The sequence below is a fragment of the Actinomadura sp. genome, assembly GCF_044508335.1.
Taxonomy (GTDB): Bacteria; Actinomycetota; Actinomycetes; order Streptosporangiales; family Streptosporangiaceae; genus Spirillospora.
The window spans coordinates 1-14900 of sequence record NZ_JBIQHY010000155.1; the positions used below are offsets into that span (position 1 = coordinate 1).

A 14900-nucleotide genomic window follows, 5' to 3' on the forward strand; every position below is an offset into this window, starting at 1 on the left:
TCCAGGCGTTCGAGCCGCAGCTGGTCGAGGGCAAGGCCATCCAGATCCACCCGCTGGTCTGCACCGCGTTCAACGCGGACTTCGACGGCGACCAGATGGCGGTGCACCTGCCGCTGTCCGCCGAGGCGCAGGCCGAGGCGCGGATCCTGATGCTGTCGACGAACAACATCCTGAAGCCGTCGGACGGCAAGCCCGTCACCATGCCCACCCAGGACATGGTCATCGGCCTGTACTGGCTGACGACGCAGAAGGACGGCGCGCTCGGCGAGGGCCGCGCGTTCGGGTCCGTGGCCGAGGCGATCATGGCCTACGACCGCGGCGAGCTGGACCTCCAGGCCAAGATCCAGATCCGGCTGAAGGACGTCCCGCCGCCGCGCGACTGGATCGCGCCGGAGGGCTACGAGCCCGGCCAGCCGTACCGGCTGGAGACGACGCTCGGCCGCGCCATGTTCAACGAGACGCTGCCGGACGACTTCCCGTTCGTGGACGACGAGATCGGCAAGAAGCAGCTCTCGGCGATCGTCAACGAGCTGGCGGAGACGTACCCGAAGGTCGCCGTCGCCAACGCGCTCGACGCGCTCAAGAGCACCGGGTTCCACTGGGCGACCAGGTCCGGTGTCACGATCGCGATCGACGACGTCATCACGCCGCCCAACAAGCAGGAGATCCTGGCCGGCTACGAGCAGCGCGCCGAGAAGGTGCAGCGGGAGTTCAACCGCGGCCTGATCACCGACGACGAGCGCAAGCAGGAGCTCATCGAGATCTGGAACAAGGCCACCGCGGACGTCGCGGTGGACATGGAGAAGGCGTTCCCGAAGGCCAACCCGATCTGGATGATGATCCAGTCGGGCGCCCGCGGCAACCCGCTGCAGCTCCGCCAGATCGCCGGCATGCGCGGCCTGGTCTCCAACCCGAAGGGCGAGACCATCCCGCGCCCGATCAAGTCGTCCTTCCGCGAGGGGCTGTCGGTCGTCGAGTACTTCATCTCGACGCACGGCGCCCGGAAGGGCCTCGCCGACACCGCGCTGCGCACCGCCGACTCGGGTTACCTGACCCGCCGCCTGGTGGACGTCGCGCAGGACGTCATCGTCCGCGAGGAGGACTGCGGCACCGACCGCACGATCCCGTTCGAGGTCGCCGAGCGGCTGCCCGACGGCACCCTGGTCAAGCTGGCCACCTCGGAGACCAGCCTGATCGGCCGCACCATCGCCGAGGACGTCGTCGTCGACGGGACGGTCATCTTCCCGGCCGACACCGACCTGTCCGACGCGGTCGTCACCCGGCTGGTCGAGGCGGGCGTGGAGCGGGTCCGCACCCGCAGCGCCCTGGTCTGCGAGGCCAAGATCGGCGTCTGCGCCGCCTGCTACGGCCGCTCGCTGGCCACCGGCAAGCGGGTGGACGTCGGCGAGGCCGTCGGCATCATCGCCGCGCAGTCCATCGGCGAGCCCGGCACGCAGCTGACGATGCGCACCTTCCACACCGGCGGTGTGGCCGGCGGCGACATCACGCACGGCCTGCCGCGCGTCCAGGAGCTGTTCGAGGCCCGCATCCCCAAGGGCGTGGCCCCGATCAGCGAGGTCGCCGGCCGCGTCAAGATCGACGAGACGGAGAAGGCCCGCAAGGTCGTCATCGTCCCGGACGACGGCTCCGACGAGATCGCCTACCAGGTGCCGATGCGGTCCCGCCTCCTGGTCAAGGAGGGCGAGTCCGTGGGCGTCGGGCAGCAGCTCATCGCGGGTGCGATCAACCCGCACGAGGTGCTGCGCATCCTCGGCCCCCGCGCCGTGCAGCTCCACCTGGTCCAGGAGGTCCAGGAGGTCTACCGGTCGCAGGGCGTGTCGATCCACGACAAGCACATCGAGATCATCGTCCGCCAGATGCTGAAGCGGGTGAACATCCTCGAGTCGGGCGACACCGAGCTGCTCCCGGGCGACCTGGTCGAGCGTCCGATCTTCGAGGAGACGAACCGGAACGTCGTGGCCGAGGGCGGCACGCCCGCCGCCGGCCGCCCCGTCCTGATGGGCATCACCAAGGCCTCGCTCGCGACCGAGTCGTGGCTGTCGGCGGCGTCCTTCCAGGAGACGACCCGGGTGCTCACCGAGGCCGCGATGCACGCCAAGAGCGACCCGCTGCTCGGCCTCAAGGAGAACGTCATCATCGGCAAGCTCATCCCGGCCGGTACCGGCATGCCGCAGTACCGCAACGTCCGGGTCGAGCCGACCGAGGAGGCGAAGGCCGCGGTCTACTCCGTCGGGTCCTACGACGACGGCGCCGAGTACGCCTTCGGGCAGGGCTCCGGCGAGGCCGTGCCGCTGGAGGAGTACGACTTCGGCCAGTACAACCGCTGACGTCCCGTCCCGGGGCGCCGCCGCCCGCGGCGCCCCGGCTCGCGGACACCCTGACTGACGACACGCAAGAGGCCCCTCCCGCCCGGGAGGGGCCTCTTCGCGTCTCGCCGAGGCCGTCGTTGGCGTGCGGTGCATGTGTCTACAGTCGGCGCATGGGACGGCGGAGCGCGGAAGATGTTCGGGATGTGCTGAGCGTGCATCTGCCCGGTTATCGGGTAGAAACCGTCGTGCTGCTGGGGGAAGGCGAGGACAACGTCGCCTTCGAGGTGAACGACGAGTTGATCGTCCGGCTGGGCAAGGAGCCCGATGCCGCGAGCCGGGCCGCGCGGGTGAGCGGAGAGGCCCGGCTTCTCGCCGCCGTCTCGGACGTGTCGCCGCTGCCGGTGCCCGAGCCGGCTCTCACGGCCGCCGAGGAAGGCTGCCTCGCCTACTTCAAGCTTCCGGGCGTCCCGCTGATCGACGTCGCCCCGGCGCAGCGTGCGGCACACGCCGACTCGATCGCCGTGGCGCTCGGAAGGTTCCTCGGCGCACTGCACGCGCTGCCGGTCGCGCGGATGGGCGGCCTGGTGGAGGTCGATGACGAGCCGGCGGCGGTGTGGCTGGAGGAGGCGGCGGAGATCTACTCGGAGATCGGCGAAGCGGTGCCGGCGGTGCGCCGCGGGGCCGTCGAGGCGTTCCTGAGCGCTCCGCCGCCGTCCGGCGCGCATGATCGGGTGTTCTCCCACAACGACATGGGGATCGAGCATGTCTTCGTCGACCCGGCCACTGGCACGGTGACCGGGATCATCGACTGGAGCGACGCCGCGATCACCGACCCCGCCTGCGACTTCGGCCTGCTGTACCGCGACCTCGGCCCCGATGCGCTCGATCTGGCGCTGCGCGGCTACGAGGCCGGGCCGCGGGAAGCCGGGAAGATCAAAGCGCGTGCCGGGTTCTACGCCAGGTGCGGCCTCCTGGAGGACATGGCCTACGGGCTTCAGGAGGGGCACGCCAAGTATCTCGACAAGTGCCTGCCCGCGCTGAGGTGGCTCTTTCCGGCCGGCGTCCGCTGAGCGCTTCGGCTTCTGCCTCCGGCAACGTCCAGCAGGGGTTGGGGACGCCGCGCCAGTACGCGGCGGAGATCCGGGGCGTGAACCCCTGGTCGTTCTGGTGGGACTGAGCTTGACCTGCGCGTATCTCCGTTTCCTTGACCTTTTGTCTGGTTTTGTCGCTCTGTGGGCCGGGGAGGAAGGCAGGCGTTGCCTGATGTACGCGACGGGGGAGAACACCAGATGAAGAGGGTCATGACCGGTGCGCTGATCGCCGCCTTCGCGGGGATCGCCGGAGTGGGCAGCGCCGCCGCCGCGCAGCCGTCCGACGACCAGGGCACGCGCCAGGACTGCCGCACGTACTCGAGCGTCACCGAGTGCGGCAAGCCCAAGCTCGATGAGAAGCAGCAGGCGTGCGTGACCGCGGCCGTCCAGCAGGGCATGACCGAACGCCGCGCGGCGGTGGAGTGCCGCGCTTTCGCCTGAGCCCGCCGCTCACCCGAAGGGGCCCGTCCGAACCCGGACGGGCCCCTTCGCATCGGGTGCGCGGCGCCGTCAGCCGGCCTTGGCGCCGGCCGGCGGGGCGGTGAGCGCATAGATCAGCAGGACGCACAGGGCGATGGTCAGCACCGACCAGATCGGGAACGCCAGCAGGAACCCCAGGTGCCCGATCGCGACGACGACGGCGAAGAAGACGCCGACCGCGCGGGCCCACATCTTCCCGGAGAGGATCGCCGCGCCGACACCGACCTGGACGATGCCGAGGATCAGCCAGATCCAGCCCCACGTCGTGTAGTCGAACACCAGGATCTGGTTCTGGCCCACCAGGTAGTACTCGTCCTTGAACAAGCCCACCAGGCCGTCGATGATGTTGAACGCGCCGATCACCATCGCGAGCGTGCCCGCGAAGGCCAGCCATCCCGATGTCTGCGGCCGCGTCATGGCCGACGCGGTTCCGCGGGCGGTCTTGGTCGTCATGCGAACCCCCCTCCCGTCGCGGCGGAACCCGCCGCCGACTTGGTGCCCGAAGACTGCCCTTCCGCCCTGGGCCGCAACCGTGGCAAATCCCCTCTTAGATGCAGCTTTGCGGAAAAGTAGACCTCCGATGAAGAGCCGTCGCGCCCGGTTCGGCCTCCCGAGTTGCCTGTCGATCCTCTAGAAAAACATACATACGGTATGTATGCTTTTGGGGAGCCGAGAGGAGAGACGGCATGGCGCGCAGTGCATCGCTCGGGGAGGCCAAGAAGGTCGAGTTGCCGCAGGGAGTCCTCGCCTACCGGGAGGCGGGGGAAGGGCCTCCGGTGGTGTTCGTGCACGGCCTGCTGGTCAACGCCGACCTGTGGCGGAACGTGGTGCCCGCGGTGGCGCGGGCGGGCCACCGGTGCCTGAGCCCCGACTGGCCGCTGGGGTCCCACGAGATCCCGGTGCGGCCGGACGCCGACCTGAGCCCGGCGGGAGTGGCCGACCTCATCGCCGACTTCCTGGAGGCGCTGGACCTGACGGACGCGACCCTCGTGGCCAACGACACCGGCGGCGCCCTGGTGCAGGTGCTGATCTCACGGCGCCCGGAACGGGTCGGGCGGGTGGTCCTCGCCTCCTGCGACGCACTGGAGCGGTTCTTCCCGCCGATCTTCCGGTTCCTCCCGCCCGGCGCGCGGCTGCCGGGCTCCGCCTGGGTGCTCGCCCAGGCGCTGCGCCCCCGCATGTTCCGGCGGCTGCCGTTCACCTTCGGATGGCTGTCCCGGCGGCCGGTGCCCGAGCCGGTGATGGACTCGTATCTGCGGCCCGCGCGCACCGACGGCGGTGTGCGGCGCGACCTGCGGCGCTTCCTCGCCGGCGTCCACCGCCGGTACACGCTCGCCGCGGCCGGGACGTTCGGCGCCTTCGACCGGCCGGTGCTGCTGGCGTGGGCGGAGGACGACCGGCTCTTCCCGATGTCGCTGGCCCGCCGCCTCGCGGACCTGTTCCCCGACGCCAGGCTCGTCCCGGTGGCCGACTCCGCGACCTTCGTCCCCGAGGACCAGCCGGCGGTGCTCGCCGGCCTCATCACCGAGTTCGCGGGGGTGCCGCGGCGATGAGCCCGCGCCGGACGCAGGATCGGGCGCGCCGCACCCGGGAGGCGCTCGTCTCCTCCGCGCGGCGGCTGTTCGCCGAGCGCGGCTACGCCGGCGTGTCCGCGGAGGAGATCGTCGCCGCGGCCGGCCTCACCCGCGGCGCGCTGCACCACCATTTCGGCGACAAGAAGGAGCTGTTCCGGGCGGTGCTGGAACAGGTGGAGACCGAGCTCGTCGCCCGGGTCGGCGAGGCCATCGGCACCGCCGCCGATTCCTGGCAGGCCGCGACCGCCGGCCTGGCCGCGTTCCTGGACATCTGCGAGGAGCCCGAGGTGCTCCAGATCGCGCTGCGGGACGCGCCCGCGGTGCTCGGCTGGGCCGCCTGGCGGGAGATCGAGGCCGCCCACGGGCTGGGCCTCATCAAGGCGGGACTCCAGCAGGCCATGGACGAGCACGTCCTGACGGCGCAGCCGGTGGACGTCCTCGCGCACCTGGTCCTCAGCGCCGTCAACGAGGCGGCGCTGCTCATCGCGCACGCGCCCGACCGCGGCGCCGCGCGCGCCGAAGCGGAGCGGGCGATCGTCGCGCTGCTGGCCGGTCTCCGGGTGACGCCCCTCAGCCGAGGGGGAGGGGACGGCGCGGGACGGGCGCCGACTGGAGGATCGAGGTCGTCGTCCGGGCGTACGGGGTGAAGCGGTCGAGGATCGGTTCGAGTTCCTCGACCGCGCGCAGGTGGGCGATGAAGAAGAAGCAGTCGTCGCCGGTGATGCGGTGGCACTCGGTGATCTGCGGGATCTCGTCCGCGATCTTGGGGATGCGGCTCAGCTCCCGCGGGCTCGGGTTGACCCGGACCAGGATCGTGATCGGGAAGCCGAGCGCGGTCGGGTCGACGGTCGCGTGGTAGCCGGTGATGACCCCGGTCTCCTCCAGGCGCTGCACGCGCTCGGCGACGGCCGGGGGGGACAGCGACACCCGGCGGCCGAGCTCGGCGAGCGACGCGCGGCCGTCCCGCTGCAGCTCGGTGAGGATTCTGAGGTCGGTCGCGTCCAGCGGTTTCGGTTCGTAGGCGCGGCCCGGCCTGCTCCGTCGGTTCGCCATTCCTCCAACTTACGGAGCGGCCGACGATACGGCCATGACATATCCACCCTGGACGTACTTCGTCGGGAGCGCGGTCTTCCACTATCTAGGACCGTCGTTCGCCGTGCTGCTGTTCCCCCGGGTCGGGCCTCTGGGCGTGGCCGGGATCCGCATCTGGAGCGCGGTCGCGGTGTTCGCGCTGTGGCGCCGCCCGTGGCGGACGTTCAACGGCGGCGGCCGGCGGACGATCCTGCTCTGGGGCGCCGTGCTCGCGGCCATGAACTCGTCCTTCTATATGGCGATAGCGAGGCTGCCCCTGGCGACCGTGGCGGCGATCGAGTTCCTGCCCGTGATCGCTCTGGCCGCCCTGGGGGCAAGGACGAGGCGCAACATCGTGGCGCTCATCGCGGCCGTGGCGGGCGTGTACGTGCTGACGGAGGTGCGGCTTGAGGGAGAGCCGCTCGGGTTCTTCTTCGCCTTCGCGAACGCGGGCCTGTTCGCCCTGTACGTCGTCGTGGCGCACAGGGCGGCCCGGTCGGACGCCGGAGGCATCGACGGGCTGGCCATGGCGATGGTCGCCGCGACCGTGTTCGTCCTCCCCATCGGCGGCCTGCAGGCCGTGCCGGTGCTGGACGACCCCGCGCTGCTCGCGGCGGGCGTCGGCGTGGGCGTCACGTCGTCGGTCATCCCGTACGTGTGCGACCAGCTGGCCATGGCGCGGCTCAGCCGGGCCACCTACGCGCTGATGGTGTCGCTGCTGCCGGCGACCGCGACCGTGACCGGGCTCGTGGTCCTGCGGCAGGTGCCCGCGGCCGCGGAGGTCGCCGGGGTGGGACTGGTGATAGCCGGTGTCGCGGTGCACCGTGGAGAACGTTGAAAGGAGAAGGCATGGAACAGGTACGTCTCGGCACGGCGGGCATGAAGGTCTCCCGGATCTGCCTCGGGATGATGAGCTACGGCGACCCCGCGCTGCGGAAGTGGGCGCTGGGCGAGGATGCCGCCGAGCCGATCGTCGCGAGGGCCGTGGAGGGCGGTGTGACCTTCTTCGACACCGCCGACGTGTACTCGCGCGGCGTCAGCGAGGAGATCACCGGGCGGCTCCTGCCGAAGTTCTTCCCCCGGCGCGACGACTACGTGCTCGCCACCAAGGTCTGCATACCGATGGGGGACGGGCCGAACGAGCGGGGCCTGTCGCGCAAGCACATCATGGCGAGCATCGACGACTCGCTGCGGCGGCTGGGCACCGACTACGTGGACCTCTACCAGATCCACCGGTGGGACTACGAGACGCCCATCGAGGAGACCATGGAGGCGCTGCACGACGTGGTGAAGTCGGGCAAGGCGCGCTACATCGGGGCGTCCAGCATGTACGCGTGGCAGTTCGCCAAGGCGCAGCACACCGCCGAGATGCACGGCTGGACGAAGTTCGTCTCGATGCAGAACCACTACAACCTCGTCTACAGAGAAGAGGAGCGGGAGATGAACCCGCTCTGCATCGACCAAGGCGTGGGCCTCATCCCGTGGAGCCCGCTGGCGCGGGGCCTGCTCGCCGGGAACAGGGAGCGCGGCGGCGAGCGCAAGACGGTCAGGGCCCGGAACGACGCCTTCGGTGACGGTCTCTACAGCGAGGACGACTTCGACGTCGTCGACGCCGTCCGCGAGGTCGCGGCGGAGCGGGGCGTGCCGCCGGCGCAGGTGGCGCTCGCGTGGCTGCTCGGACGTCCCGGAGTGACGGCCCCCATCGTGGGAGCGACGAAACTCGCTCACATGGACGACGCGATCGCCGCCGAGCGCCTGGAGCTGGACGAGAAGGAGGTCGCGCGGATGGAGGCCCCGTACCGCCCGCACGCGGTCGCCGGGCACTCCTGACGGGAAGACGGGCGCGGACGCCCCCGCACGGAACGGACGGGGGGCGTCCGTCGTCTATCAGGGGTGGTGATTTGCGATTCCCCGGGCGATCGGGGCAGGCTGTGGACGAGAACGCCCACGCAAGGCAAGACCGCCACGTGGTGACATGGGTGAAGGTTCGGAGGCGGTGCGGCGCGCCGTGCGCCTCCGGGCCTCCGGGAGCTGAGGAGCCCCGGGACGACGGCACTGAAGGAGCCCGACGATGACCGAGAACGACGGTACGCAGGGACCGCAGCGGCCGTTGCCCGAGGACGAGGGTCAGGCCGGCCCGGCGGAGGGCCAGGAGCCGCCCGCCCGGCCGCTGGGGGACCGCACCGTGGTGTTCGGCGCTCCGCAGCTCGGCGGCCGCGCCGCGCCGCAGCCCGAGCAGCCGCGCGAGGAGGAGCGGCCCGCGCCGCCTCCGCCGCCCCCCACGATGGTCGAGCAGCCGATGGCGCAGTTCGGCGAGCAGCCTCCGGCGCCGCCCCAGCAGCCCTACGGCGCCCCCCAGGAGCAGCAGCAGTACGGGCAGCCGCCCGCCGGCTACGGCCCGCCGCCCGCGCCGGGCGGGTTCACGCCCCCGCAGGACCCGCAGCAGTACGTCCCGCCGGGCGACCAGCAGCAGTACGGCCCGCCGCAGCCGGGCGGCTACGGGCAGCCGCCCCAGTACGAGCAGCAGCAGTACGACCCGCAGCAGTACGGCCAGCAGCCGCCGCAGCAGCCCGCGTACCCGCAGCAGCCGATGCACGGCGCGCCCCAGGAGCAGCAGCAGTACGGGCAGCAGCAGTTCGGCGGGCCCGGCGCCTTCCCGCCGCCCGAGCCCGCCGCGCCCGCCGAGCAGCAGGACGCGCCGCAGGACTCCTCCGGCGACCGGACCGTGATCGTGCCCGGGCCCGCCGCCGGCTCGCCCGAGCCCGAGCAGCAGCAGCGGCCCCCGATCGACGACCAGGCGACGCTGCACTGGTCGCCCGGCACCGACGTCCCGGTCGCCACCGGACCCGAGCGCCGGCAGGACCCGCCGGCCGAGCCGTGGCAGGCGCCGACGCCGCCGTCCACGCCCGAGCCGTGGTCCCCGGAGGCGCCCCAGCAGGGGCAGGGCCGGCCGCAGCAGGGCCAGGCCGACCACGAGCGCACGATGATGGTGCCGCCGCCCGAGGCGGGCTTCGGCGCGGGCTCGACCACCTCGGGCGCCTCGCCGTCCGTGGACGACCTGTACTCCCCGCCCGGTGAGAGCGGCGTCGAGGACGCGCGTCCCACCGAGGCGTTCGACCCGTCGGCGTCGTCCCAGGGGAGGGGCTCCGCCGAGACGCCCGGCATGGCCGACAGCACGCGGCTCGACATCGGCCGGCAGCAGTGGGGCCCGCAGCAGCCGCAGCAGCCCGCCCAGGGCCAGCAGCCCGCCCCGGGGCAGCAGTTCGGCCAGCCGGGCGAGCAGCAGCAGGGCTACGGCCAGCAGCAGGCCTATGGCCAGCCCGAGCAGCAGCAGGCGTACGGCCAGCCGTACCAGCAGCAGGGTTACGGCCAGCCGGGCCAGCAGCCCGCCCCGGGGCAGCAGTTCGGCCAGCCGGGCGAGCAGCAGCAGTACGGGCAGCAGCAGGGATACGGCCAGCCCGGTCAGTACGGCCAGCCGCAGTACGGCCAGCAGCCCGCCTACGGGGCGGACGGCGGCAAGGGCGGCAAGAACACGCTCTGGCTCGTCGTCGGCGCCGTCGCCATCGTGGTGATCCTCGTGGTCCTGGTCGTGGCGTTCATCCTCTAGCGGCGCGGGCGCGGGAAGTAAAAATCGGTCCACATCTTCCCTAGCAGCGGGGATGTGGGACACAATGCCGACGGGTCCCCCGTCCGGAGCCGAGGCTCCCGGCGGGGAACATCCGTCGGCATTCTGTCGTTGACTGCTCCGGGGAGACGGCTCCCCGCCGCCCGCGGGCCCGCGCGGTACGGGGGCGCGCACGGTGGTGCGCGCTCGCTTTGCACTTTGGCCCGGCGGTCGGTAACCTTCTCACTTGGTCCCGCCATGAGCGGGCCGCTATGCGTGCGCGTTGGCAAGGCCTCCGGCCGGCCCCAGCGCCGCATCGATGAGGCTCTCCCATCCTCGGTGGGTTCGGCGGTTTCGGGCCGCGGGCACGCGCCGGATGGTAGGGGCTCGACTCCCCGGCTTGATTCGGCCCTTTGACGGGCCGGGCGGTCTGTGTCGTTTCTCGCGGTTGTATTTCCGTGGGGCGACGACACGCCCGACCGCGTGGGTCGGAGAGGTCGGGAAACCGGCAGGTCACAGCCTCGCCTGAGGTGGTGATTGCAGCAAAAGGACTTACCGGCTCGGTACGAGGAAGACGGAGACGCGGTGCCCACGATCCAGCAGCTGGTCCGAAAGGGCCGCCAGGACAAGGTGACCAAGAACAAGACGCCCGCGCTGAAGGAGAGCCCCCAGCGGCGGGGGGTCTGCACGCGCGTCTACACGACGACGCCCAAGAAGCCGAACTCCGCGCTTCGCAAGGTCGCCCGTGTCCGGCTGACCAGCGGGATCGAGGTCACGGCCTACATCCCCGGTGTCGGCCACAACCTGCAGGAGCACTCGATCGTGCTCGTGCGCGGCGGCCGTGTGAAGGACCTCCCCGGCGTTCGGTACAAGATCATCCGCGGTTCGCTCGACACGCAGGGCGTCCGCAACCGCAAGCAGGCGCGCAGCAAGTACGGCGCGAAGAAGGAGAAGAGCTGATGCCGCGCAAGGGCCCTGCTGGCAAGCGCCAGCTGATCGCTGACCCGGTGTACAACTCGCCGCTGGTCACCGCGCTCATCAACAAGGTTCTCCTGGACGGCAAGCGCTCGATCGCGCAGACCATCGTGTACGACGCACTCGAGGGCGCCCGCGAGAAGACCGGCAACGACCCGGTCGTCACGCTGAAGCGCGCGCTCGACAACGTGAAGCCGACCCTGGAGGTCCGCAGCCGCCGCGTGGGCGGCGCGACCTACCAGGTCCCCGTCGAGGTGCGGCCGGCCCGCAGCACCACCCTCGCCCTGCGCTGGCTGGTGCTCTACGCCCGGCAGCGCCGCGAGAAGACCATGACCGAGCGGCTGATGAACGAGCTGCTCGACGCGAGCAACGGTCTTGGCGCGTCTGTCAAGAAGCGCGAGGACACGCACAAGATGGCGGAGTCCAACAAGGCCTTCGCCCATTACCGCTGGTAACCCCGGCGGAACTGCAACGACGAGACGACGCGAGGACGACAGTGGCTACCAAAACCGGTGTAGACCTGGCCAAGGTCCGCAACATCGGGATCATGGCCCATATCGACGCGGGCAAGACCACGACGACCGAGCGCATCCTGTTCTACACGGGGATGAGCTACAAGATCGGTGAGGTCCACGACGGTGCGGCCACCATGGACTGGATGGAGCAGGAGCAGGAGCGGGGGATCACCATCACCTCCGCCGCGACCACCTGCCACTGGTCCGTGGACGAGACCGATCACACGATCAACATCATCGACACCCCGGGGCACGTCGACTTCACCGTCGAGGTGGAGCGCAACCTGCGGGTGCTCGACGGTGCGGTCGCGGTGTTCGACGGCGTCGCCGGCGTGGAGCCCCAGTCCGAGACCGTGTGGCGGCAGGCCGACCGCTACGGCGTGCCCCGCATGTGCTTCGTCAACAAGCTCGACCGGGTCGGCGCGGAGTTCCACCGCTGCGTCGACATGATCGAGAGCCGCCTCAACGCGACGCCGCTGCCGCTGCAGCTGCCGATCGGCGCCGAGGCGGACTTCAAGGGCGTCGTCGACCTGGTCCGGATGAAGGCCCTCATCTGGAACGAGGAGGCCAAGCTCGGCGAGATGTACGACACGGTCGACATCCCCGACACGCACCTGGAGTCGGCGCGCGAGTGGCACGACAAGCTCGTCGAGACCCTCGCGGAGAACGACGACGAGATCATGGAGCTGTACCTGGAGGGCCACGAGCCCACCGTCGAGCAGCTCCACGCCGGCATCCGCCGCGCGACCGTCGCCGCGAAGCTGACCCCGGTCATGTGCGGGACGGCCTTCAAGAACAAGGGCGTCCAGCCGCTGCTGGACGGGATCGTCCGCTACCTGCCCTCCCCGCTGGACATCGAGGCCATCGAGGGCCACGCCGTCCGCGACGAGGACAAGGTGCTCAAGCGGCTGCCGAGCGAGGACGAGCCGTTCTCCGCCCTCGCCTTCAAGATCGCCAGCGACCCGCACCTGGGCAAGCTGACCTTCGTGCGCATCTACTCCGGCGTGCTGGAGTCCGGTACCGCGGTCCTGAACTCCGTCAAGGAGCGCAAGGAGCGCATCGGCAAGATCTACCGGATGCACGCCAACAAGCGCACCGAGATCGAGCGCGCGGGCGCCGGCGACATCGTCGCGGTGATGGGCCTCAAGCAGACCACCACCGGTGAGACGCTGTGCGACGAGAAGGACCCCATCGTCCTCGAGTCGATGAACTTCCCGGCGCCGGTCATCCACGTGGCGATCGAGCCGAAGACGAAGGCCGACCAGCAGAAGCTGGGCACCGCGATCCAGCGGCTGGCCGAGGAGGACCCGTCCTTCCAGGTCCGCACCGAGGAGGACACGGGCCAGACCGTCATCTCCGGCATGGGCGAGCTCCACCTGGAGATCCTCGTCGACCGGATGAAGCGCGAGTTCAAGGTCGAGGCCAACGTCGGCAAGCCGCAGGTCGCCTACCGCGAGACGATCACCAAGAAGGTCGAGAAGGTCGAGTACACCCACAAGAAGCAGACGGGCGGCTCGGGCCAGTTCGGCCGCGTGATCATCGACCTGGAGCCGCTGGGCGGCGGGTCCGACGGCTACGAGTTCGAGAACAAGGTCACCGGCGGCCGCATCCCGCGGGAGTACATCCCGTCGGTCGACGCGGGCTGCCAGGAGGCCGCCGATTTCGGTGTCCTCGCCGGCTACCCGATGGTGGGCGTGAAGGTCACCCTGCAGGACGGCGCCTACCACGAGGTCGACTCCTCGGAGATGGCGTTCAAGGTCGCCGGTTCCATGGCGTTCAAGGAGGCCGCCCGCCGGGCCGCCCCCACGCTGCTGGAGCCGATGATGGCGGTCGAGGTCACCACGCCCGAGGAGAACATGGGCGACGTGATCGGCGACCTCAACAGCCGCCGCGGTCAGGTCCAGTCCATGGACGAGCGGCACGGCATGCGCGTCATCAAGGCGCTCGTGCCCCTGTCGGAGATGTTCGGCTACGTGGGCGATCTGCGCAGCAAGACCCAGGGCCGGGCTGTTTTCACCATGCAGTTCGACTCCTACGCCGAGGTTCCGTCGAACGTCGCGCAGGAGATCATCGCCAAGGCGCGGGGCGAGTGATGGGGAATCTGCGAAGCCGGGCCGCCGCCGCCGACAGCACCCCGTGCGGCGGTGGGCGGCGGGCCGCCGAGCAGGTTCCCCGTCATCGGTAAGGCACCCGGCCTGCCCACGGATCAACAGGACGCACATCGAAGCGGTCGTCTAGACGGCCGAGGATCGCAACAAGGAGCAACCAGTGGCGAAGGCCAAGTTCGAGCGGACGAAGCCGCACGTGAACATCGGCACCATTGGACACATCGACCACGGTAAGACCACGCTTACCGCGGCGATCACCAAGGTGCTCCACGACAAGTACCCGGACCTCAACCCCTTCACGCCGTTCGAGGACATCGACAAGGCGCCGGAGGAGCGCGAGCGCGGCATCACGATCTCGATCGCGCACGTCGAGTACCAGACCGAGGCCCGGCACTACGCGCACGTGGACTGCCCGGGTCACGCGGACTACATCAAGAACATGATCACCGGTGCGGCGCAGATGGACGGCGCCATCCTGGTGGTCGCCGCCACCGACGGCCCGATGCCGCAGACCAAGGAGCACGTGCTCCTGGCCCGCCAGGTCGGCGTCCCCTACATCGTCGTCGCGCTGAACAAGTGCGACATGGTGGACGACGAGGAGATCCTGGAGCTCGTCGAGCTCGAGGTCCGCGAGCTGCTCTCCGAGTACGAGTTCCCGGGCGACGACGTCCCGGTCGTGCGCGTGTCCGCCTTCCAGGCGCTGCAGGGCGACGAGAAGTGGTCCGAGTCGATCGTCGAGCTCATGAACGCCGTCGACGAGAACGTGCCGGAGCCGGTGCGCGACACCGACAAGCCGTTCCTGATGCCGATCGAGGACGTCTTCTCGATCACCGGCCGCGGCACCGTCGTGACCGGCCGCATCGAGCGCGGCGTCGTGAACGTCAACGAGACCGTCGACATCATCGGCATCAAGCCGGAGGTCACCTCGACCACCGTCACCGGCGTCGAGATGTTCCGCAAGCTCCTCGACCAGGGCCAGGCGGGCGACAACGTCGGCCTGCTCCTGCGCGGCATCAAGCGCGAGGAGGTGGAGCGCGGCCAGTGCGTCATCAAGCCGGGCACCAACACCCCGCACACCGAGTTCGAGGCGCAGGTCTACATCCTGTCCAAGGACGAGGGCGGCCGGCACACGCCGTTCTTCAACAACTACCG

14 protein-coding genes are annotated in these 14900 nt (G+C 70.5%); 12 read left to right on the top strand and 2 right to left on the bottom strand.

Annotation, left to right across the window (positions count from 1 at the left end; genetic code table 11):
• The 3 genes from rpoC to ACIWVC_RS31735 form a co-directional block, all read left to right on the top strand.
• A partial coding sequence (gene rpoC, locus ACIWVC_RS31725) for a DNA-directed RNA polymerase subunit beta' (RefSeq protein WP_396454961.1) occupies positions 1-2348 on the top strand: 2348 nt, incomplete at its 5' end.
• 152 nt (positions 2349-2500) lie between these two features.
• Positions 2501-3400 (top strand): phosphotransferase family protein, encoded by a 900-nt coding sequence (locus ACIWVC_RS31730; protein ID WP_396454962.1) that lies wholly within the window; start codon positions 2501-2503, stop codon positions 3398-3400.
• Between the two features lie 219 nt (positions 3401-3619).
• A complete protein-coding gene (locus ACIWVC_RS31735) occupies positions 3620-3862 on the top strand; it encodes a hypothetical protein (protein ID WP_396452556.1) in 243 nt (80 codons plus the stop codon).
• 69 nt (positions 3863-3931) lie between these two features.
• Here the strand turns inward: ACIWVC_RS31735 and ACIWVC_RS31740 are convergent, their stop codons facing one another.
• Positions 3932-4354 (bottom strand): hypothetical protein, encoded by a 423-nt coding sequence (locus ACIWVC_RS31740; RefSeq protein ID WP_396452558.1) that lies wholly within the window; start codon positions 4352-4354, stop codon positions 3932-3934.
• A 233-nt stretch (positions 4355-4587) separates the two neighbouring features.
• Here ACIWVC_RS31740 and ACIWVC_RS31745 point away from each other — a divergent pair, with 233 nt between their 5' ends.
• Both ACIWVC_RS31745 and ACIWVC_RS31750 read left to right on the top strand, forming a co-directional pair.
• Positions 4588-5454, top strand: coding sequence for an alpha/beta fold hydrolase (locus tag ACIWVC_RS31745; RefSeq protein WP_396454963.1), 867 nt, complete (start codon positions 4588-4590; stop codon positions 5452-5454).
• A complete protein-coding gene (locus ACIWVC_RS31750) occupies positions 5451-6122 on the top strand; it encodes a TetR family transcriptional regulator (protein WP_396452562.1) in 672 nt (223 codons plus the stop codon). The genes ACIWVC_RS31745 and ACIWVC_RS31750 overlap by 4 nt, the downstream gene beginning before the upstream one ends.
• Here ACIWVC_RS31750 and ACIWVC_RS31755 read toward each other — a convergent pair.
• Positions 6046-6528 (bottom strand): Lrp/AsnC family transcriptional regulator, encoded by a 483-nt coding sequence (locus ACIWVC_RS31755; protein ID WP_396452564.1) that lies wholly within the window; start codon positions 6526-6528, stop codon positions 6046-6048. The genes ACIWVC_RS31750 and ACIWVC_RS31755 overlap by 77 nt on opposite strands.
• 34 nt (positions 6529-6562) lie before the next feature.
• Between ACIWVC_RS31755 and ACIWVC_RS31760 the strand changes: the two genes are divergently transcribed.
• The 7 genes from ACIWVC_RS31760 to tuf all read left to right on the top strand — a co-directional run.
• Positions 6563-7384, top strand: a complete 822-nt coding sequence (locus ACIWVC_RS31760; protein ID WP_396452566.1) for an EamA family transporter — start codon at positions 6563-6565, stop codon at positions 7382-7384.
• An 11-nt stretch (positions 7385-7395) separates the two neighbouring features.
• Positions 7396-8376, top strand: a complete 981-nt coding sequence (locus tag ACIWVC_RS31765; RefSeq protein WP_396452567.1) for an aldo/keto reductase — start codon at positions 7396-7398, stop codon at positions 8374-8376.
• Between the two features lie 241 nt (positions 8377-8617).
• Positions 8618-10153, top strand: coding sequence for a hypothetical protein (locus tag ACIWVC_RS31770; protein WP_396454964.1), 1536 nt, complete (start codon positions 8618-8620; stop codon positions 10151-10153).
• 582 nt (positions 10154-10735) lie between these two features.
• Complete coding sequence (gene rpsL / locus ACIWVC_RS31775) at positions 10736-11110, top strand: 30S ribosomal protein S12 (RefSeq protein WP_030176166.1); 375 nt, start codon at positions 10736-10738, stop codon at positions 11108-11110.
• Positions 11110-11580 (top strand): 30S ribosomal protein S7, encoded by a 471-nt coding sequence (rpsG, locus tag ACIWVC_RS31780; protein ID WP_067889272.1) that lies wholly within the window; start codon positions 11110-11112, stop codon positions 11578-11580. Before rpsL ends, rpsG begins: the two co-directional genes overlap by 1 nt.
• A gap of 41 nt (positions 11581-11621) precedes the next feature.
• Positions 11622-13733 (top strand): elongation factor G, encoded by a 2112-nt coding sequence (gene fusA, locus ACIWVC_RS31785; protein ID WP_396454965.1) that lies wholly within the window; start codon positions 11622-11624, stop codon positions 13731-13733.
• Between the two features lie 175 nt (positions 13734-13908).
• A partial coding sequence (gene tuf / locus ACIWVC_RS31790; protein ID WP_396454966.1) for an elongation factor Tu occupies positions 13909-14900 on the top strand: 992 nt, incomplete at its 3' end.